The 20270-nt window shown below is 72.0% G+C and carries 15 protein-coding genes and 1 pseudogene; 3 read left to right on the top strand and 13 right to left on the bottom strand.

Annotated elements, in window-relative coordinates; all coding sequences use genetic code 11:
* Nucleotides 1-54: 54 nt before the first annotated feature.
* The 4 genes from FHS37_RS12310 to FHS37_RS12295 form a co-directional block, all read right to left on the bottom strand.
* A complete protein-coding gene (locus FHS37_RS12310; RefSeq protein ID WP_184820189.1) occupies nt 55-2109 on the bottom strand; it encodes an ABC transporter ATP-binding protein in 2055 nt (684 codons plus the stop codon).
* Nucleotides 2110-2230: 121 nt separating this feature from the next.
* Entirely contained in the window at nt 2231-2989 is a 759-nt protein-coding gene (locus FHS37_RS12305) for an NUDIX hydrolase (protein WP_184820187.1), read from the bottom strand.
* Between the two features lie 218 nt (nt 2990-3207).
* Nucleotides 3208-4875 (bottom strand): DUF4192 domain-containing protein, encoded by a 1668-nt coding sequence (locus FHS37_RS12300; protein WP_184820185.1) that lies wholly within the window; start codon nt 4873-4875, stop codon nt 3208-3210.
* Nucleotides 4876-5211: 336 nt separating this feature from the next.
* The gene (locus FHS37_RS12295; RefSeq protein WP_184820183.1) at nt 5212-7371 is read right to left on the bottom strand and encodes a RecQ family ATP-dependent DNA helicase; all 2160 of its coding nucleotides are present in this window, start codon (nt 7369-7371) and stop codon (nt 5212-5214) included.
* A 356-nt stretch (nt 7372-7727) separates the two neighbouring features.
* Between FHS37_RS12295 and FHS37_RS12290 the strand changes: the two genes are divergently transcribed.
* Complete coding sequence (locus FHS37_RS12290; RefSeq protein WP_184820181.1) at nt 7728-8342, top strand: hypothetical protein; 615 nt, start codon at nt 7728-7730, stop codon at nt 8340-8342.
* A gap of 230 nt (nt 8343-8572) precedes the next feature.
* Here the strand turns inward: FHS37_RS12290 and FHS37_RS12285 are convergent, their stop codons facing one another.
* From FHS37_RS12285 to FHS37_RS12275, 3 genes are all read right to left on the bottom strand, one after another.
* Nucleotides 8573-9202, bottom strand: coding sequence for a hypothetical protein (locus FHS37_RS12285; protein WP_184820179.1), 630 nt, complete (start codon nt 9200-9202; stop codon nt 8573-8575).
* Nucleotides 9203-9270: 68 nt separating this feature from the next.
* The gene (gene rnhB, locus FHS37_RS12280; RefSeq protein ID WP_184820177.1) at nt 9271-9972 is read right to left on the bottom strand and encodes a ribonuclease HII; all 702 of its coding nucleotides are present in this window, start codon (nt 9970-9972) and stop codon (nt 9271-9273) included.
* Between the two features lie 81 nt (nt 9973-10053).
* Complete coding sequence (locus FHS37_RS12275) at nt 10054-10677, bottom strand: TetR/AcrR family transcriptional regulator (RefSeq protein WP_184820174.1); 624 nt, start codon at nt 10675-10677, stop codon at nt 10054-10056.
* Nucleotides 10678-10862: 185 nt separating this feature from the next.
* On the opposite strand from FHS37_RS12275, the gene FHS37_RS12270 reads away from it, so the two are divergent.
* Complete coding sequence (locus tag FHS37_RS12270; RefSeq protein ID WP_184820172.1) at nt 10863-12410, top strand: MFS transporter; 1548 nt, start codon at nt 10863-10865, stop codon at nt 12408-12410.
* 453 nt (nt 12411-12863) lie between these two features.
* Here FHS37_RS12270 and FHS37_RS12265 read toward each other — a convergent pair whose 3' ends face one another.
* The 3 genes from FHS37_RS12265 to FHS37_RS12255 all read right to left on the bottom strand — a co-directional run bounded on the left by FHS37_RS12265 (nt 12864) and on the right by FHS37_RS12255 (nt 15168).
* Entirely contained in the window at nt 12864-13772 is a 909-nt protein-coding gene (locus tag FHS37_RS12265) for an ADP-ribosylglycohydrolase family protein (RefSeq protein WP_184820170.1), read from the bottom strand.
* A gap of 12 nt (nt 13773-13784) precedes the next feature.
* A complete protein-coding gene (locus FHS37_RS12260; protein ID WP_184820168.1) occupies nt 13785-14444 on the bottom strand; it encodes a histidine phosphatase family protein in 660 nt (219 codons plus the stop codon).
* Between the two features lie 118 nt (nt 14445-14562).
* Complete coding sequence (locus FHS37_RS12255) at nt 14563-15168, bottom strand: YdbC family protein (protein ID WP_184820166.1); 606 nt, start codon at nt 15166-15168, stop codon at nt 14563-14565.
* A gap of 156 nt (nt 15169-15324) precedes the next feature.
* Between FHS37_RS12255 and FHS37_RS12250 the strand changes: the two genes are divergently transcribed.
* Nucleotides 15325-15858, top strand: coding sequence for a TerD family protein (locus tag FHS37_RS12250; protein ID WP_184820164.1), 534 nt, complete (start codon nt 15325-15327; stop codon nt 15856-15858).
* Nucleotides 15859-16000: 142 nt separating this feature from the next.
* Here the strand turns inward: FHS37_RS12250 and FHS37_RS41010 are convergent.
* From FHS37_RS41010 to nrdR, 3 genes and pseudogenes are all read right to left on the bottom strand, one after another.
* Nucleotides 16001-16102 (bottom strand): annotated as a pseudogene (locus tag FHS37_RS41010) (RNA-guided endonuclease TnpB family protein); the annotation flags it as partial.
* A gap of 130 nt (nt 16103-16232) precedes the next feature.
* On the bottom strand, nt 16233-19130 hold the full coding sequence (locus FHS37_RS12245; RefSeq protein WP_184820162.1) for a vitamin B12-dependent ribonucleotide reductase: 2898 nt from the start codon (nt 19128-19130) through the stop codon (nt 16233-16235).
* A gap of 164 nt (nt 19131-19294) precedes the next feature.
* Nucleotides 19295-19852, bottom strand: coding sequence for a transcriptional regulator NrdR (gene nrdR / locus FHS37_RS12240; protein ID WP_184820160.1), 558 nt, complete (start codon nt 19850-19852; stop codon nt 19295-19297).
* Nucleotides 19853-20270: the final 418 nt, after the last annotated feature.

Raw genomic sequence — 20270 nt, 5'->3', positions numbered from 1 at the left:
GCCGTTTCCGATGAGTTGCGACCGCGGACGTACCGATCCATGCACGGACGGTCGTCATCGAACCCTGCCCCGCAGGGTGGTGAGCAGATAAGCGCAGAGCAGCACCGCCAGCGACAACACCAGTGCACCGCCCACCGGTTGGGCGATCACCCGCAGCACCGCCTCCAGGTGGTGCTCTCCCCCGAAGGGCCACCGGAGCGGTGCCCCCTCCCGCACCCGCGCCGGGAACCCGGTCACAGCACGTGCCGACGGCCCTTCCACCGCCTTGCGCACGAGGGGCACGACGAGGAGGGGTACGGCGACGACCACGGCGAGTCCGGCGGTGGTGGACCGGAAGACGCCTGCGGCCAGTACACCGGCGCAGGCGCACCCGATCACGAGGCCGAGCCAGCCGGCGCTCAGCGCGAGCCAGTCGGCGGGGACCTCCACGACCTCCGGCCCGTAGAGGAGATAGAGCAGTTCGGCATCGCACCCGACGGTCAGGACGGCCAGCACCAGCGCGACGACCGAGGCGACGAGGAGTTTGGCGGCCAGCAGGCCCAGCCGCCGGGGCACGGTGCCGCGGTCCGCCGCCAGGGCGGGGTGGCGGAACTCGTCGCCGAAGGCCAGTGCACCGAGCAGCCCCGCCCCGAGCGCCGCGGGCGGCAGCGGCAGTTCCCGCGGCCATGCGGCCAGCAGGCGCGGCTGCGGGGTGTGCCCGATGCGCGCCAGCAGCACGGCGGTGAGCGCGGACACGACGAGTGCACCGGTCCCGACGAGGAGCCCCGTGCCGACGCCCGCGACCCGGCGGATCTCATAGCGAAGGGGGCGGAGGGGACCGGGGGCGGGTCGGGCGGACAGGCGGGGCGGGAGCTCGGCCGGGGCGTCGAAGGAGCGGTCGGGCCGGCCCGTGGAGGCTGTGGCGGGGCGGCGGGTCTCCTTCACCGCGGGCTCCTCCGGCACCTGCCGGTCGGGGGGTGCGGAGGCGGGCGGGTCGTTGTCGGCCGGAGCACCGGTGTGGTGCCGCGGTGCGGCGGAGGGAGCCGGTCGCGGGCCGCCCGTCACCTGCTCCGCTGCGTCCGCCGCGGAGGGCGGCGGCGCGTCGGTGGCGGGACGCGCAGGCGTGTCGGCGGTGAGGGTCGCTGGTGCGCCTGTGGCCGGAGCCACCGGTGCGCCTGTTGCCCGTTGCGGGTGACCGGTTCGGGCCCGTACCTCGTCACCAGCGCTCCGGGACAGGTGGACACCGCCCGCGCCGGGCCCCATGTCCCCTACTTCGTGGGCGAGTTGGTGTACGACGATGCCGTGCCGGAACGCGGTCTCGCCGACCTCCGCACAGGTACTGCCGTAGACGTAGAGGCGGTTGCCGCCCTCCGGCACGACCTCCACGGAGCGCCGTGCGGTGCGGGCCTCCTTCGCGAGCAGCGCGGCGAGGCGGGCGGCGTGCGGGCTGCGGACGGCGACGCGGGGGCGAAGCCGGGTGCGCGAGAAGACCCCGGCCTCCTGGTCGGCGACGAGCCTCCCCCGCTCCAGCGTGACCACGCGGTCCGCGATCCGCGCGGCCTCCTTGGGATCGGCCGTCGTGCACAGGACGGTGCCTCCCTGGGCCGCGTACGTACGGAGCACGCCGTGGAGCCACCGGCTCTCGCGGACGGAGAGGCCGTGCGCGGGCTCGTCGAGCACCAGCGTGTGCGGCTCCGCCAGCAGCGCGCAGGCCAGTCCGAGCCGGCGGTCCATGCCGCGCGACAGGATGCCGAGGCGTTCGTCGCGCAGACCCACCAGCCCCACCGCTTCGAGGATTTCGTCGGCACGGCGGGCCGGGACGCCCGCGGCGGCACACAGCATGCGGAGATGTCCGCGGACCGTGCGGGCGGGGTGGCCCGGCACGTCGCCCAGCAGCACGCCGACCTCATGCGCGGGATGGGGGATGCGGTGCAGCGGGCGCCCCCTGAAGTGAGTGACCCCACGGCCTCGTTGGAGTTCGAGCATGAGTCTGAGCACTGTCGTCTTGCCGGCGCCCGGCGCTCCGAGCAGCGCGGTGACGCGACCCGCACGAGCCTCGAAGGAGACGTCGTCGACAGCGGGCGGAAGCTCTTTGCGGGGGCTGCTGGTCAGTCCGATGGCCTGGATCACCCGAAGCAAGATAGCGTGCCATATCGGGTTTTCCGGGCACCGCAAGGTCCCCCGTCGACAGGGAAAGCCGCGCCCTCACACCCGCGTTCGCCGTTCTCCCCGCGCGGCCGCGTTCTCCGCGTCAGACCTCGGGACGCAGCATCGGGGGGTTGAGCAGAGTGGCTCCACCGGCCCGGAAGAGCTGGGCGGGACGACCGCCCTGCCGGGTGGTCGTGCCACCGGTGGGGACCAGGAAGCCCGGTGTGCCGGTCACCTTGCGGTGGAAGTTGCGCGGATCGAGCGCCACGCCCCACACCGCCTCGTAGACACGACGCAGCTCGCCGACGGTGAACTCGGGCGGGCAGAAGGCCGTCGCCAGCGACGAGTACTCGATCTTGGACCGGGCACGCTCCACCCCGTCCGCCAGGATCTGGGCGTGATCGAAGGCGAGCGGCGCGACCGGCTCGCCGTCCCGGCCGTGCCCACCCTGCTGCAGCAGTTCCTCGACCGGCGCCCAGCGCGCGTTGCTGGCGTCACCGCCCGCCCGGGGGGCGGGCAGGTCGGGGGCGAGGGCCAGATGCGCGACGCTGACGACACGCATCCTGGGATCACGCTTCGGGTCGCCGTATGTGGCGAGCTGTTCCAGGTGAGCGCCGTTGTCCTGGGCGGGGGCGGCCGGGTCGTGCACACGCAGCCCCGTCTCCTCGGCGAGTTCCCGCGCCGCCGCCTGCGCCAGGTCCTCGTCGGCTCGCACGAAGCCCCCGGGGAGGGCCCAGCGCCCCTGGAAGGGCGCCTCTCCCCTGCGCACCGCCAACGCACACAGAGCATGGCGGCGCACAGTCAGCACGACCAGGTCCACGGTGACGGCAAAGGGCGGAAAGGCTGACGGGTCGTAGGGCATGCGGCGATCATAGTCGTCTGCCTGACGATAAACACTCCCTTCGCCTGCCGCATCGACGACTGATCCACTTCGGCCCGGCACGCCCTGCCGGTCACCCGGCGGTACCGCGTCCCCCTGGTCCCGCCGGTCCCCCTCTCGGCCGGGCTCGGCCGGCGCCTCCGCCCATGACGGGACCGAGCCGACTGCCTCCCGGGCCCTTCCCGGCCCCGCCGCTCCGGTCAGTGGTTCTCCCCGCTCGTCCGCTCGTCCTCTTCGCCGCCCCGCCCTCCGGGCGGGGCGCCTTCCGGCGAAGCACCGCGACGGCGTGCGGCGTCCGGCCCCGCCGCACCCGGACGCGCGCCGCCCGGACGTGTGCGGTCCCCCGCCCCGGGCCGCGTGCTCCCCGCCGACGCGCGCGGATGCGGAACCCGCGTGCTCCGGCGGGTCCCCTCCGTCCGCGCCCGGAGGGGGGAACAGCCGCCGGAACCGGAGACACGCGTGCGGCGCCGACGGCGTGAAGAGGTCGTTCCCGGGCCGGTAACCGCGGGATCGCACACGCCGCCCTCCCTGACGTCCGCGGCCGGCCCGTCGGATGCGGCCCGCCCGCGTCCCTCGCGTTCCGCGCGCAGGCAGCGGCGGATCGACTCCGGGTCGAGACCCTCGTTGCAGGCCTGGTGCAGGAGACGGGCGAAGAGGTAGTCGGGGTCGGCGCCCAGCGCCATCGCGAGCGCCTCCCGGGCCTCCAACTCGTCACCGGTGGACCAGGCGACCCATCCGGCGAGGGTGAGGGGGGCGGCCGCGTGTTCGCCGTACGCTCCCACGCAGCGGCGCGCCAGGGCCCGCCACAGCCGGAGGGCGGCGCCCGCTTCGGCCCCCTCCATCCACTCGGCCGCGCGGTCGCGCGTCGTACGGTCCTGCAGGCCGAGGATCAGCGCCGCGGCCTCGTCGTGCCCGAGCAGTGCGTCGTCCCGCCGGTCCGCCGGAAACGCGCCGGTGACGGGCGGGGCGTCGGCGAGGCGGCCCATGACCCGCTCGGCGAGCCTCAACGTCTCCTCGGCGACCTCGCGCCGTCCCGCCTCATCGAGGATCCTGGGGACCAGCGCCGTGCCGGCGGCGTCCAGGGCGGCCTCCTGCTCGAGGGCGGCGGGGTTCTCCCACGGCAGGAGCCTGGCGCGCAGCTCGCGCAGCGTGCCGCGGACCTGGATCCCCGCGTAGGTGGCCGCGGCGGCCAGGACCGAGGTGCCGGGCAGGCCCATCGGCGTTCCCCCGGCCGGGCAGCAGCCCTCGTTGTCACAGCAGTAGGACCAGAAGCGGCCGTCCGAGATGCACAGGGCCTCCACCACCGGGACGTCGAGGGCGCCGCACTCCAGGCGCAGCGCGTGGGCGAGTGGCCCCAGTCGCTCCTTGACCTGCCGACCGGATTCGCCCTCGCCCGGTTCGCGGCAGAGGAAGACGACCATCTGCTCGGCCCGGGCACCTCGGCGCTCGCCGCCCTTCACCAGACCGTGGGCAAGCTGCCGGGCGGCGGAGGGCCAGTCGTCCGGTTTCGCGGGGATACCGAGCCGGGCGCGGCCGCCGAACCGGCCCCGTCCGTCCTTGTCGTGCAGGGCGACCAGCACGATGCTGTCCTCGGGGCGGTATCCGAGCAGGTAGGGCAGCGCGTCGGCGAGTTCGGCCGGGGTGCGCAGGGTGACCTGCTGCGCGTCGCCGTGATGGTCGTACGCGGTGCGGGTGATGTCCGCCGCGCGCGGTACGCGGTCTTCCTTCTCGCCGCGCCCGCGGGGACGGGCGGGCGCGGTGCGGCCCACGGGTTCGGCGCGCTCCGGAAGGTCGGTGCGCCGGCACCCGTCACGCCCGGGGATGTCGCCGTTTTCGGGGGATCCGGTCGTTTCGCTGTGGTTCGTCATGCGAAGACGATCTCGCGGAATCAAAGACTCCGCTTCGCCTTGTGGATAAAGTCCGATCAGGACACGTCACGTGCCGGGGATGGCGGACGGCCGGGGGCGGCCATTGACCTCGTGCACCTGCACCGAGGGGGCCGAGGATCCGGGTGAAGGGGCCGGGGTCCATCAACCCGGCCGTGATGCCGGTGTCGGTGTGGTGTCGGGGAAGTCCGAGCCTGATCGATGTGCTCGTCGTCCTCCGGCTCCGTCGAAGTGCTTCCGAACGGTTCCCGAGCGGCTTCCGCACGGCAAAGGGCTGAGGCCCCCGGGAGGCGCGAGACGGGGCGGCGGGGAAGGCGGTCAGCCCGCCGTGGCGAGCACCAGCGGCAGGACCTGGCCGGCCCCCGCCCGCCTCAGCAGGCGAGCGGTGACCGCGAGGGTCCATCCCGAGTCCGTGCGGTCGTCCACGAGCAGGACGGGCCCGGAGGCGCCGGCCAGCGCGCCGGCCAGCTCCTCGGGGACGGCGAAGGCTCCGGACAGCGCCCTCAGGCGCTGGGCGGAGTTGCTCCGCCGTGCCGCGTGCGCGCCGCTCGGCCCCGTGTACGCCAGGGCGCCCAGGAAGGGCAGGCGCCCGACGTCCGCCACGCCCCGGGCCAGGGACGCGACCAGTCGGGGACGGGTCAGGGACGGTACGGCGACGACGCCGACCGGCCGGGCGAGGGCGTCCGGGTCGTTCGACGCCCAGCCCCCGGGAGAGCGCGCCCAGTCCGCGAGGACCGTCACCGCGGCCCGCAGGACATCGTCGGGGACCGGCCCGTCAGGCGCGTCCTCGGCCAGCAGCGGGCGCAGACGGTTGCCCCAGCCGATGTCCGACAGCCGCCCCAGGGCGCGCCCGGTGGAGCACTGTTCCCCGGCCGGGATGCGGCCCTTCAGGTCGATGCCCAGTGCGGGCATCCCCGTCGGCCACATCCGGCGCGGCTCGACCGCCACTCCCGGACGGTCCAGCTCCTTCGCCGCCCCCGTCAACGCCTCCGCCGAGACAGAAGGGTCGGCCCAGGCACCCGCGCAGTTGTCGCAACGGCCGCACGGGGCCGCACCCTCGTCGTCCAGTTGCCGGCGCAGAAACTCCATGCGGCACCGGTCCGTGCTCACGTAGTCGCGCATGGCCTGCTGCTCGGCGGCGCGCTGCCGGGCGACCCTGGCATAGCGCTCGGTGTCGTACGCCCAGTCGGCTCCCGTGGCCGTCCAGCCGCCCTTCACCCGCTTGACCGCGCCGTCGACGTCGAGCACCTTCAGCATCGTCTCCAGACGGGTGCGCCGAAGGTCCACCGCCGCCTCCAGCGCCGGTACCGACAGAGGCCGTCCCGCACCGGCGAGGGCCGAGAGGGTCTGGCGGACCTGCGCCTCGGGAGGGAAGGCGGTGTCGGCGAAGTAGCGCCAGATGGCCTCGTCCTCCTTGCCCGGCAGCAGCAGTACGTCTGCGTGGGCCACACCGCGGCCCGCACGCCCCACCTGCTGGTAGTAGGCGATCGGCGAGGACGGCGAGCCCAGGTGGACCACGAAACCCAGATCCGGCTTGTCGAATCCCATGCCCAGCGCCGACGTCGCCACCAGCGCCTTGACCCGGTTCTCCAGCAGGTCGGCCTCGGCCTGCAGCCGGTCGGCGTTCTCCGTGCGTCCCGTGTAGGAGGCCACCTCGAAGCCGCGCTGCCGCAGGAAGGCGGTGGCCTCCTCGGCCGCGGCCACCGTCAGCGTGTAGATGATCCCGGAGCCCGGCAGCTCGTCCAGGTGCTCGGCGAGCCAGGCCAGGCGGTGTGCGGCGTCCGGCAGCCGGACGACTCCGAGCCGCAGGCTCTCCCTCTCGAGCGGCCCCCGCAGCACCAGGGCCTCCCCCGCGCCGGTCCCCAGTTGCTCGGCCACGTCCGCGGTGACCCGCGCGTTGGCGGTCGCCGTTGTCGCGAGCACCGGCACGCCGGGGGCGAGCTCGGCGAGCATCGCCCGCAGCCGGCGGTAGTCGGGCCGGAAGTCGTGCCCCCAGTCGGAGATGCAGTGCGCCTCGTCGACCACCAGCAGGCCGGTCGTGGCCGCGAGCTTGGGCAGCGTCTGCTCGCGGAAGTCAACGGAGTTGAGGCGTTCCGGGCTGATGAGGAGAACGTCGGTCCCGCCGCGCTCGACCTCCTCGTGGATGGTGTCCCACTCCTCCGGGTTGGCCGAGTTGATGGTGCGCGCCCGGATGCCGGCCCGCGCCGCCGCCTCGACCTGGTTGCGCATCAACGCCAGCAGCGGCGAGACGATCACCGTCGGGCCGGAGCCACGCCGGCGCAACAGCGCGGTGGCCACGAAGTACACCGCCGACTTGCCCCAGCCGGTGCGCTGCACCACCAGGGCCCGTCGACGCTCCTCCACCAGGGCCGCCACGGCCTGCCACTGGTCCTCCCGCAACCGCGCCGAACCCTCCGGGGCCCCGACGAGTTCGGCGAGGATGGCATCGGCTTCGGTACGGAGCTCCAGGTCGTCCATGTCCCCATGCAACCCGACGGCACTGACAATCGGCCACTTCACTCTGTGTGATGGTCCGATCGCGAACGCTCCTCCGGAACGCGTCCCTCTGGAATCCCGCCTCGCCCATGACGTACGAACGTGTCGTGATCGAACGCCGCACGCGTGGTCCGGAAGGACAGCGTGTGGGATATAAACCGCGCTTCATCCGATAACGGTCGGCTGCCCCGATTGCTCGTTGCCGCATCCAAGTTCGACAGGAAGAATTGAGGTCCGCACCCGCACGGCCCGCCCGCCGATCAGGTAGGGCACTGTTGCGTGCGCGCTCCCCCGAATCCGACCCCGCCCGCAGTGTGGGCGTAGCCGAAGGGAGGACCGTGACCTTCGGATTCGCTCCGTCCTCGGCGGCATCGCTGTCGACGTCCGCCGCTTCCGCCACCCGTGTGCTCGAACCTGCGGAGTGGGCCGCCGCGGGAATTCCGCTGCTGCGCAACCCGCGCGAGGTCGTCAGCGGACTGCACGTCCGGCATCGCCCCGGGCCGGCGACCGCGGTCGTCGCCGTGCTCGACCCGGACGAGCGGCTGCGGGCGAGCGCTTCGTTCACCCGCCGCCCCGCCCCCGCGGACGGCTGGATGTTCCGCAACGTGCTGCTGGCCCAGTTGCGCCGGGTCATCCCGCACGACCTCCGGCGCCGCACTCCGGTACGCACCGCCGTGCTGCTCTACTGCCGTGACGGCGACGCACGTTGGACCGAGGAGGACGGCGCGTGGATGTGGGGGCTGCGAGACGCCTGCACACTGCACGGGCTGCGCTGCGGGGCGTACATCACGCTGACCCGTGACGGTTGGCAGGTGCTCGGGGAAGGGCGCGGCGGGCGCCATCCGAGCGCCGGTTCGGCACCGGAGCCGTTCGCCACGTCCGAGGCCCCGCCCCGAATACCGCGCACCGGCGGCGCCCCGTCGGAGATCCTGCGCCGCGCGGCGGCACGCTGACGCCACGCACGGACCGCTCGACGTCCCCGGCCCGCCCCCCGGGGCGGGTCGTGGGTCGGGACGGCACAGCGCGTCCGCACGACGCCGGACTCGGCCCGGCACGGGAACAGCACAGCCGCGCGCACCGGCCCAGCCGGTTCCGCGGCCACGCCGGGTCCCCGAGCGTGCGGACGCCGCGACCGCGTCGCTCGCGTCATCCGCGGTGTCCGTCCCGGCACCGCGGTGCCGGCTCAGACGCCCGCGCCCAGCACCGAGTTGATCCGCTGCGGGTCACCGCAGACGATCAGCAGGGCACCGGCCTTGGCACGGGCCACCGACAGGGCGGAGGCGGCCACGGACTGCTCGCCACCGTTAACGGCGACCACCACGACGGGCCGCGCACCGGCGCGCTCCGCGACGCCGGCGTCGGTGTAGAAGACGTCGTCACCGGCATCGTGCTGGGCCCAGTAGGAGGCCTCGCCGAAGGACAGTTCGTGGGTGGCCCACGGGTGCGGCTCGCCGGTGGTGATCACCAACACGTCGCCGGGAGCACGACCCGAGTCCAGCAGCAGGTCCACGGCCTCCTCGGCGGCGTCGAGCGCCCCCTGGGCCGAGGCCGGGATCAACTGGATCTGCGGAGCGGCACCGGCGGGCGCGGCCGGAGCCGAAGGGCCGGGCTTGGCCGGGGCGGTCGCGTCACGCGGCGTGCGCTGCGTCGGCGGCGCGGGCCGCGGCGGGCCGGGACGGCCGGGACGCGACGGAGCCGCGGGGCGGGGACCGGGTACGGGGCGGGGGGTCGGCGCGGTGCGGCCGCTGGCCGGAGTGGCGCGGGGACCCTGGGCACTCTCGTGAATCTGAGGCTCCTCGGGAATGAGAGGCATGAGCTGATTTTTATCAAACGTTGGTACGGCTCGCGCCGCCGGGTGGCACATGAGTGCGAGCGGAACCGTCAGAAATCGAAGCCGAGCTGACCATCGATTCCCGGAACACTTCCGTCCGCCCAGCTTCGGACCTTCTTGAGGTGCCGCCACTGGGGCAGCGCATCAAGATACGCCCACGACAACCGGTGGTGCGGGGTGGGGCCCCGAACCTCCAGTGCGGCCCTGTGCACGGGCGACGGATACCCGGCATTGTCCGCGAAACCGAAGTCTGCATGGTCGACACCCAGTTCGGCCATCATTTTGTCGCGCTGAACCTTGGCGATCACCGAGGCCGCCGCGACCGCCACGCACGACCGGTCGCCCTTGATCACCGTGCGAACCCTCCAGGGCGCGCCGAGGTAGTCGTGCTTGCCGTCGAGTATCACCGCGTCGGGCCGGACCGGCAGTGCTTCCAGCGCCCGTACCGCCGCCAGCCGCAGCGCGGCCGTCATCCCCAGCTCGTCGATCTCCTCCGGGGACGCGTGCCCGAGCGCGTACGACGTCACCCAACTCCGCAGCGTCTCGGCGAGCTCGGCGCGCCGCTTGACGGTGAGGAGCTTGGAGTCGGTGAGCCCTTCGGGAGGCCGGCGCAGTCCGGTGACCGCCGCGCAGACGGTGACGGGTCCGGCCCACGCGCCGCGCCCCACCTCGTCGACACCTGCAACGATCTTCGCCCCGGTGGTGGCGCGGAGAGAGCGCTCGACGGTGTGAGTAGGTGGTTCGTACGGCATGGCGCCCTTAGCGTACGCTGCCCGGAACGGCCCGCGACACCCCGGTTCCCCGAGCAGCGTCATCGCCTCGGCGGGGTCCGGTCAGGAGCCGCTCGGCCGCAGCAGCGGAACCATCAACTGGTCGATCATCTCCTCCAGATCGGCATCCCCCCATTCACTTCCGCACATCTTGGAGCGGTACATCATCATCGCGGGGATGGCGTCGAGGACATATCCGTTCGCGGCGTCGGGACGCACGTCCCCCCGCTCGATTCCGCGCTCGACCACCTCGCGCAGCATCTGGACGGTCGGCTCCACGACCCCCTCGACGATCACGGCGTGGAAGCGTTCGGCCTGCGTGGTGTCGCACTCGTGAATCACCGAGCGCAGGGCGACACCCGGCCGGGAGAACATCGCGTCACGCGCTCGCCGGCACAGCGCCAGCAGGTCCTCGCGCACGCCCCCCAGGTCGGGTGCCGCGTCGAAACGCGGCAGGCCGGCCCGCAGCGCGTCCGCGACCAGGTCCTCCTTGGACGGCCAGCGGCGGTAGACGGCGGCCTTTCCGGTCTGGGCGCCGGCGGCGACGCCCTCCATCGTCAGGCCGTTCCAGCCGACCGTGCTGAGTTGTTCCAGGGCGGCGTCGAGGATCGCGCGTTCCAGCACGGCACCACGTCGACGGGAAGCGGCCGCCTGGGTGCGGGCGGCCGCCCAGCTCGAAGTAACCATCTGACTCTCTCCAACGAGCAGAGGAAGCGGGCATTCCGGGGATGGGCGCGCGACGCACGGCATCTGCGGGGGACGTGCCGAGCGACGACGCATTTAGTGGACGCTTGCGTTCACTGTCGAGGGCTCCTACCGTTGACGCAACAGTGAACGCGAGCGTTCACTGACGCACTCGTGGGGGACCCATAGTGACAACCTCTCCGTTGATCCAGGACCAGAAGCCAGGTGCGGCCCGCCGGGACGGACACCCCGGTATCGCGCTCACCGTCATCGCGGCCTGCCAACTCATGGTGGTACTCGACGCGACGATTGTGAACATCGCGCTGCCGCACATCCAGAACGCTCTCGAGTTCAGCACCACCGATCTCACCTGGGTGGTCAGCGCCTACACCCTGACCTTCGGCGGGCTGCTGCTCCTCGGCGGCCGGGCCGGTGACATCCTCGGCCGCCGCCGCGTCTTCATGACCGGCATCCTGCTGTTCACCCTCGCCTCGCTGCTCGGCGGATTCGCCCAGGAACCGTGGCAGTTGCTGGCAGCGCGCGTTCTGCAAGGAGTGGGCGGCGCGATCGCCTCGCCCACCTCGCTGGCGCTCATCACCACCACGTTCCCGGAGGGACCCGAGCGCAACCGGGCCTTCGGCGTCTTCGCCGCGGTCTCCGCGGGCGGCGGCGCCATCGGCCTGCTCGCGGGCGGCATGCTCACCGAGTGGCTCGACTGGCGGTGGGTGCTCTTCGTCAATGTGCCGATCGGTGTGCTGATCGCCGTACTCGCACCGCTGTACATCAACGAGTCCGAGCGACACACCGGTCGCTTCGACATCGCGGGCGCGGTGACCTCGACGGCCGGCATGGCCTCCCTCGTCTACGGCTTCATCCGCGCGGCGGAGGAGGGCTGGCGGGACGGCGTGACCATCGGCTCGTTCGTGGCCGCCGTGCTGCTGCTGGTGGCCTTCGCGCTGATCGAGTCCCGGGCCAAGGATCCGATCACCCCGCTGCGGATGTTCGCCGACCGCAACCGCTCGGGCACGTACGTGATCATGCTCAGCCTGGCCGCGGCGATGTTCGGCATGTTCTTCTACATCGTTCTCTTCGTGCAGAACGTGCTCGGGTACAGCCCGATCGAGGCCGGTCTCGCCTTCCTGCCGGTGACGGTCGTGATCGCGCTCGGAGCAGGTCTGTCGCAGCGGTTCCTGCCCGTCCTCGGGCCCAAGCCGTTCATGCTCATCGGCTCGGCGCTCGCCGCGACCGGACTGGCCTGGCAGGCGCTGATCAGCTCCGACAGCTCCTACGTCGGCGGCGTCCTCGGCCCGATGCTGATCTTCGGCTTCGGCATGGGCCTGAACTTCGTGACGCTGACGCTCACCGCGGTCTCCGGCGTGGCCCAGCACGAGGCCGGCGCGGCGTCCGGGCTGCTCAACGCGACCCAGCAGGTGGGCGGGTCGGTGGGACTGGCCCTTCTGACGACGGTGTTCGGCACGGCCAGCAGGGACGAGGCGGAGAAGCAGATACCGGGCTTCCTCGCCGAGGGGACGCCGGAGCAGAAGGCCGAATTCGCGCAGACGCAGCAGCTGCCCGCCCCCTGGGGACACGAGGTGCTCGCACAGGGCATCTCGACGGCCTTCATCCCGGCCGCGGCGATGGCCGTACTCGCCCTGGCCACCGCATGGCTGGTGATCCGGGTCCGCAAGAGCGACCTGGAGGCGCTCTCCGGCTCGGCCGGTCCGGGCATCGGCTGACAGGAGAACACCACGGGTCCGGCCCGGCAGCTCACCGACGGAGGCCACGGGGACCGGCCGGGGAGCACCGGGCCGATCCCCGTCCGGCCGCTGGCGGACGGACCCGCGCCGGCGCCCGGAGGGCCGGTACCACCGCCCGAGCGCCCCGGCCGGGGCACCGGACCGCACCACCGCGGCCCTCAGGACGAGCAGCACGGCGAGCAGGACTCTCACGATCACCCCCGAGGACACACTTCGACGACGCTCTCCACCATCCGCCGCAGGTGCAGAGCCCCTACGGCTCACACGGCAGACGTCCTGAGAACGCGCAGCCTGTCACGCAGAGTTCCCGATACGTACGGAGAGTCCTCGGCGCCGGAGCCCGTCCTGGCCACCCGGGGGCTCACCAGCACTCTTCGGGCGGCCCGCGACCTGACTGATCCGGCGGACAGGTCCTCAGACGGGCCGGCTCCCTCAGACCGGGGTCGGCATCCAGTCCGGCAGCGGCTCGACCCGGTCGGCCCACTCTGCGGGCGGCGCCCCCGCCTTCCCGGCGGCGACCACCCCGCCCACGATGGCACAGGTCGTGTCGACGTCCCCGCCCACCTGCGCGGTCGTCCAGAAGGCCCGCTCGTAGTCGCCCAGCGCCCGGGCGGCCGACCAGAGCGCGAACGGCACGGTGTCGTGGGCCGTCGTACGCCGTCCGCAGCCCAGCACGGCGGCGACGGTGGCCGCGTCCCCGTAGTCGAGCATGTCCCGGGCCCGGCGCAGCCCGGCACCGACCGCGCTCCTCATGGGCACCAGTGCGATGACCCCGTCGAGGAGGGCCTCCGCACCGGGCGGCCCGCCGGGGGCGGCGGCGAGTGCGGCTGCCGCGGCGACCGCCATGGCGCCGACCACGGCCTCGCGGTGCTGGTGGGTGGGGTAGGCCGAGATCTCCGCCTGATGCGTGGCCTGTTCCGGGTCGTCCGCGTACCAGGCGCCCAACGGTGCGATCCGCATCGCGGCGCCGTTGCCCCAGGAACCCTGTCCGTTGAAGAGCGCGGCGGCGAGCTCGCGCCAGTCGCCCCCCTCACGGACCAGTCGCAGCAGCCGGCCCACCGCGGGGCCGTAGCCCCGGTCGAAGTCCTGGTGCTCGGCGAAGGACCGCGCGAGGGCGTCCTGGTCGATCCGGTGGTGGGCCGCCAGGACGGCCACGACGGAACAGGCCATCTCGGTGTCATCGGTCCACTGCCAGGGGCCGTGGGGCAGCTCACGGCGCTTGAGCAGCGGATAGTTCACCGGAACGAAGAACTGTGAGCCGAGCGCGTCCCCCACCGACAGTCCGCGCAGGCTGGCCAGGGCGCGGTCCAGGCGCCGGGCGGAAGAGGAATCAGCGGTCATCGCCCTGCCACTCTAGCCGGTGATCCCGTACGGCTCCGGATCTCGCCAGCGTTCGAACGGCCGGTCGAGGGTGTACTTGCCGTTCTCCCCCAGAACGAGCATCCGCATCTCGGCGTTCCCCGGGTTCGACAGGGACTCGAACTCCGCCACGGTCCAGTGGAACCACCGCATGCAGAACAGCCGCATGGCCAGACCGTGGGTGACGATCAGGACGTTCGGCGGGTGGTCGGGGGCCTCGAAGCTGCGGAACAGGCTCTCCAGGAAGCCGCCGACCCGGTCGTAGACGTCGGCTCCGGACTCGCCCTGGGCGAAGCGGTAGAAGAAGTGCCCGTAGGCGTCCCGGTAGGCCTTCTGCAGACGCACGTCGTCGCGATCCTGCCAGTTGCCCCAGTCCTGCTCGCGCAACCGCGGCTCCTCGCGCACGCGTATGAGCTCCGGGTCGAGGCCGAAGGCGCTCAGCGTCTGGTGCGTCCGGCGGTACGGGGAGACGTAGACGCTGACGCGTTCCCGGCCGAACAGTCCCCGCAACCGCCGGCCCGTGTCCTCCGCCTGCCGCAGACCCCGCTCGGTCAGGGCCAGGGCGTGATCGGGTTCACGCTCGTACACGGAGTCATCAACATTGCCCGTTGATTCGCCGTGCCGGACAAGGACGATGCGCCGTGGTCGTGCCATGCCGAAACCCTAGATCGGGTGACGACCCGGCGGGCACTCGTGCGGGCCCCTTACAGCGTAGGTCACACACGTCCCGCACCGCGGGCCGCACCGGGCACGTCTTCTGAGCGTACGGGAATCAGACCGTCCAGGCCGGTTCCATGTCCACGACGTCCCCCGTGAGGGCCGCGACGTCGGCCTCCGTCTGCGCCCGCAGGGCGAGGCGTTCCACCCTCTCGGTGCGGTACTTGCCGTGCTCGGCCGCGGACCGCCACATCGACAGCACCAGGAACTCGTTCCCGGGCGCTTCGGCGAACAGTCCGCGGACCATCCCGGGCGAACCGGCCATCGCCGGGTTCCAGACCTTCTCCTGCATCAACACGAAGTGCTCCGCCCGTTCCTCGTGGACCCGGCACAGCGCCGCTCTGAGCAGGTCGGCGTCGGTGAAGCGCGGTTCGAAGCCGGTCTTCACGTCGAAGCGGTGGTCGAAGAGTCTGACCTGAGCGTCCTTGAAGGTGCCCGACTGGGCCGAGGCGAGCCGGTCGTGGGAGCGCGCCATGAAGGAGTCGTAGAAGGCGCGGCTCTCCCAGAAGGAGAAGACGTGCGCCACGTCCGGCCGCCCCCGGCTCCAGCCCCCGCCCTGTCCGCGAAACCCCGGCTCCCCCAGAAGCCCCGCCCACTTCCGCTGCCCCCGCTCGAACCCGCGGCGGTCCACCACGGTGCAGCGAATCCACTTGACCAGCACCGCGCCATCGTAAGGCCAGGGGGCGTGGCGTCGGTCACCCTCGGGTGGACTGGTTCCCCGCGCGTGCCACCGCGTGCGTGGCAGGATGGACAACCTGCCGGGATCGCCCGGCGGTTGGGGTGAGCGGCAGAACGGTCACGGGGAAGGGGAGAACTGGTGAACGGCCTCAACAAGGGCATCCGCAGGGTGGAGATCGCGCTGAGGTGGGACCCGAGTCCCTCGGGGGAGCCGTCGACCGACCTGGATCTCGTCGCCGCGCCCTATCCGGCGGACGACCCGCACGGCGATCCCGCCTACGTGGTGCACTTCGACAGTCGCTCCCCCGACGGCACCATCACGCTCAACCGGGACAGCAAGGACGGCAAGGGCTTCGGCTTCGACGAGGTCATGACGCTGGAGCTGGACCGCCTCGACGGACGGTACGCGCGCGTGGTGGTCGGCGTCGTCATACAGCAGCACCGGGCGCGGCGCACGTTCTCCGGTGTGGGCAACCCGGGTCTGCGCATCCGCGAGGGGTACACCGTCCTGGCCGAGGACGACTTCGGCGGTGTCCTGGGGGCCACGGCGGCGACGGTCGCGGAGTTCGTCCGGGACGGCTCCGGAACCTGGGACTTCCACCCCGGTGTCCAGGGCTTCGAGGGCGACCCGGCGACCTTCGCACGCGTGATGGGGGCGACGCGCCGGGCGTGACACGACGCGCCCGGGCGGCCGGTGCGCGACAGTGACCGCTCCCCTCTCCCGGCGGGTGGGGACTCCTGGCCCGGCCCGCCTCCCGGGGCAGCGCTCCGGGAGGGGCCTACGCCCTCGGTGCCAGCCGGATCCGGAACGGCATCGCCCGCGTTCTCTCGCCGTGCCCGGCGCGCGGGAGGTCGTGGGCGTCGCTGGTGGTGGTCGCGGTCTCCCGCACCCCCGAGCCCGTGCCGATCGCCCTGCCGGCCTGAAGGCCGAGGCGTCCCCGGGCAGTTCGGAGGCGCCCCCGCCGAACGACGCCGAGGGCGGTGGCACCGGACATCGGCGCCACCGCCCTCGGTCGCGAACTCACACCCGGGCAGTGCCCGGACGCGTCAGCTGCAGCCGCTGGTCGAGCCGCAGCCCTCGCAGATGTAGCAGGAGCCAGCCCGCTGCATCTTCGTGCCGCAGGAGAAGCACAGCGGGGCGTCGGCCTGGATGCCCAGCTGCATCTCGACCAGCTCGGCGCTGGTGTGGGCCTGCTTCGGGGCGGGCTTGGCCACCTCGACCCCGGCCTTCGGCGTGGCGACCGCCTTCAGCTCCTGGGCCCGCGGCGCCGACTGGGCCAGGCCCTCGACGTCGACCTCGTCGTCGGCCGGCTCGTACGAACCCGTCTCCAGGTGGCGCTGGCGCTCCTCGGCGGAGTGGATGCCGAGCGCGGAGCGCGTCTCGAAGGGCAGGAAGTCCAGCGCCAGGCGGCGGAAGATGTAGTCGACGATCGACTGCGCCATCCGCACGTCCGGGTCGTCCGTCATGCCGGCCGGCTCGAAGCGCATGTTGGTGAACTTCGAGACGTAGGTCTCCAGCGGCACGCCGTACTGCAGGCCGACCGAGACGGCGATGGAGAAGGCGTCCATCATGCCCGCGAGCGTCGAGCCCTGCTTCGACATCTTCAGGAAGACCTCGCCGAGACCGTCGTCCGGGTAGGAGTTGGCGGTCATGTAGCCCTCGGCGCCGCCGACGGTGAAGGAGGTGGTGATGCCGGGACGACCCTTCGGGAGGCGCTTGCGGACCGGGCGGTACTCGACCACCTTCTCGACCGCGGTACGGATCGTCTCCTCGGCCTTCTCGGCGATCTCGGCCTTCTTCTCGTCCTCCTTCTTCTTGGCGGAGAGCGGCTGGCCGACCTTGCAGTTGTCGCGGTAGATGGCGAGCGCCTTGACGCCCAGCTTCCAGGCCTCGAAGTAGATCTCCTCGACCTCCTCGACGGTCGCCGTCTCCGGCATGTTGACCGTCTTGGAGATGGCGCCGGAGATCCAGGGCTGGATCGCGGCCATCATGCGGACGTGGCCCATCGGGGAGATGGCCCGCTCGCCCATGGCGCAGTCGAACACCTCGTAGTGCTCGTGCTTGAGGCCGGGGGCGTCGATCACGTTGCCGTGCTCGGCGATGTGGGCGACGATCGCCTCGATCTGCTCCTCCTGGTAGCCCAGGCGGCGCAGGGCCTGCGGGACGGTGCCGTTGACGATCTGCATCGAGCCGCCGCCGACCAGCTTCTTGAACTTGACCAGCGCGAGGTCGGGCTCGACACCGGTGGTGTCGCAGGACATCGCGAGGCCGATGGTGCCGGTCGGGGCGAGCACGGACGCCTGGGAGTTGCGGAAGCCGTTCTTCTCGCCGAGGCGCAGCACGTCCTGCCAGGCCTCGGTGGCGGCGGCCCACACCGGGGTGTCCAGGTCGTCCATGCGCACGGCGGTGCCGTTGGCGTCGGCGTGCTGCTTCATGACGCGCCGGTGGGCGTCGGCGTTGCGGGCGTAGCCGTCGTACGGGCCGACGATCGCGGCGAGCTCGGCGGAGCGCCGGTACGCCGTGCCGGTCATCAGGGAGGTGATCGCGCCGGCGAGGGCGCGGCCGCCGTCGGAGTCGTAGGCGTGGCCGGTGGCCATCAGCAGGGCGCCGAGGTTGGCGTAGCCGATGCCGAGCTGGCGGAACGCGCGCGTGTTCTCGCCGATCTTCTGGGTCGGGAAGTCCGCGAAGCAGATCGAGATGTCCATCGCGGTGATGACCAGCTCGACGACCTTCTGGAAGCGCTCGGTCTCGAAGGACTGGTTGCCCTGGCCGTCGTCCTTGAGGAACTTCATCAGGTTCAGCGAGGCCAGGTTGCAGGACGTGTTGTCCAGGTGCATGTACTCGCTGCACGGGTTCGACGCGGTGATCCGGCCGGACTCGGGGCAGGTGTGCCAGTTGTTGATGACGTCGTCGTACTGGATGCCGGGGTCGGCGCAGGCCCAGGCGGCCTCGGCGATCTTGCGGAAGAGCGCCTTGGCGTCGACCTCCTCGATGACCTCGCCGGTCATCCGGGCGCGCAGGCCGAACTTGCCGCCCTGCTCGACCGCCTTCATGAACTCGTCGTTGACGCGGACCGAGTTGTTGGCGTTCTGGTACTGGACGGACGTGATGTCGTCGCCGCCCAGGTCCATGTCGAAGCCGGCGTCGCGCAGGACGCGGATCTTCTCCTCTTCCTTGACCTTGGTCTCGATGAAGTCCTCGATGTCCGGGTGGTCCACGTCGAGGACGACCATCTTGGCGGCGCGGCGGGTGGCGCCACCGGACTTGATCGTTCCGGCGGAGGCGTCGGCTCCGCGCATGAAGGAGACCGGTCCGGAGGCGTTGCCGCCGGAGGAGAGCAGCTCCTTGGAGGAGCGGATCCGGGAGAGGTTCAGGCCGGCACCGGAGCCGCCCTTGAAGATCATGCCCTCTTCCTTGTACCAGTCGAGGATCGACTCCATGGAGTCGTCGACGGACAGGATGAAGCAGGCGGACACCTGCTGCGGCTGGGGCGTGCCCACGTTGAACCACACGGGGCTGTTGAAGCTGAAGATCTGGTGCAGGAGGGCGTACGCCAGCTCGTGCTCGAAGATCTCGGCGTCGGCGGGCGAGGCGAAGTACTTGTACTCCTCACCGGCCTTCCGGTACGTCTTCACGATGCGGTCGATCAGCTGCCTGAGGCTGGTCTCGCGCTGCGGGGTGCCCACGGCACCGCGGAAGTACTTGCTGGTGACGATGTTGACCGCGTTCACCGACCAGAAGTCGGGGAACTCGACGCCGCGCTGCTCGAAGTTGACCGAGCCGTCGCGCCAGTTGGTCATGACGACGTCACGGCGCTCCCAGGCCACCTCGTCGTACGGGTGGACTCCGGGAGTGGTGTGGATGCGCTCGACCCGCAGTCCCTTGCCGGTCTTGGTGCCCTTGGCTCGGGAACTCCGTGCCGGACCGCTCGCCGTCTCTGTCATGCCGCCTCCCTGTACGGGCGTAAACGCCCCGAAGTGCCCCGATGTTTCCGAGGCACGGTGTTCTGTCTGGTGCTGCGGGCACCCACTCGTCTGCCCGCAACAGGTCTTCTCATCGCCGCCGCCCGGCCGCTCCCCGCACCCGGCGTCCGGAGTCGGCCCGCCGGTCAGTCGGCGGCGCGGGCGGGCTCGGGGACCTGGGCAGTCCCTCCGGGCCCGCTGTCGTCTTCCTGGCCCCCCGCGACGGCTCCCTCGCGGTCCCCGTCGTCCGCGGCGGGCCGCCCCGCCCGCCGGAGTTCCGCGATCGCGGCCTCGAAGTCGTCGAGCGAGTCGAACGCCCGGTAGACGGAGGCGAACCGCAGGTACGCGACGAGGTCGAGCTCCTGCAACGGGCCGAGTATGGCCAGCCCCACGTCGTGGGTGGTCAGCTCGGCGCTTCCGGTGGCTCGCACCGCCTCCTCGACGCGCTGGCCGAGCTGGGCGAGTGCGTCCTCGGTGACGGGCCGCCCCTGGCACGCCTTGCGCACACCATTGATGATCTTGGTGCGGCTGAACGGCTCGGTGACTCCGGACCGCTTGACCACCATGAGCGAACACGTCTCCACGGTCGTGAAGCGACGGGAGCAGTCGGGGCACTGGCGGCGTCTGCGGATCGACGTGCCGTCGTCGGTCGTACGGCTGTCGACGACACGGCTGTCGGGGTGCCTGCAGAAGGGGCAGTGCATGAACTCCCAACCCTCCTCACAGCAGACTCAATAGCCTCGCTGGGCCTCTCGGGCCTCACGAAGCAGCACCAGCATAGGCGATCTCGGAGGGCGCGAAGACCCGGGGGACCACAACTTCTGGGCTGCTGTCGCCATCCAACCACTAGATGTGGGGATTGGCTCATACATGCACGTCCGGCACGCGTGTCGCCCGCGTCGGGCCGGACACGGCACACCACACACGGGGAGATGCCGTGCACGAGGAGAGGAGGGGCGGTGCGACTCCCGGGAAAACGGGGGCCGCTCCCCGCGTCGCGGGGCACGCGATGGCAGACTGAGGCCATCGGCACAAGGTCATCGCCCCGGCGGTGAAGAGTACAACAACAGGCCTGTTTGCCCGGCGGAAAGCATGGCGACCGATACACCCCGACAGGAGATT

The sequence above is a fragment of the Streptomyces griseomycini genome (genome assembly GCF_014203535.1).
GTDB lineage: Bacteria > Actinomycetota > Actinomycetes > Streptomycetales > Streptomycetaceae > Streptomyces > Streptomyces griseomycini.
Note: the sequence above shows the minus strand (reverse complement) of the source record. Positions and strands in the feature narration are given on the sequence as shown.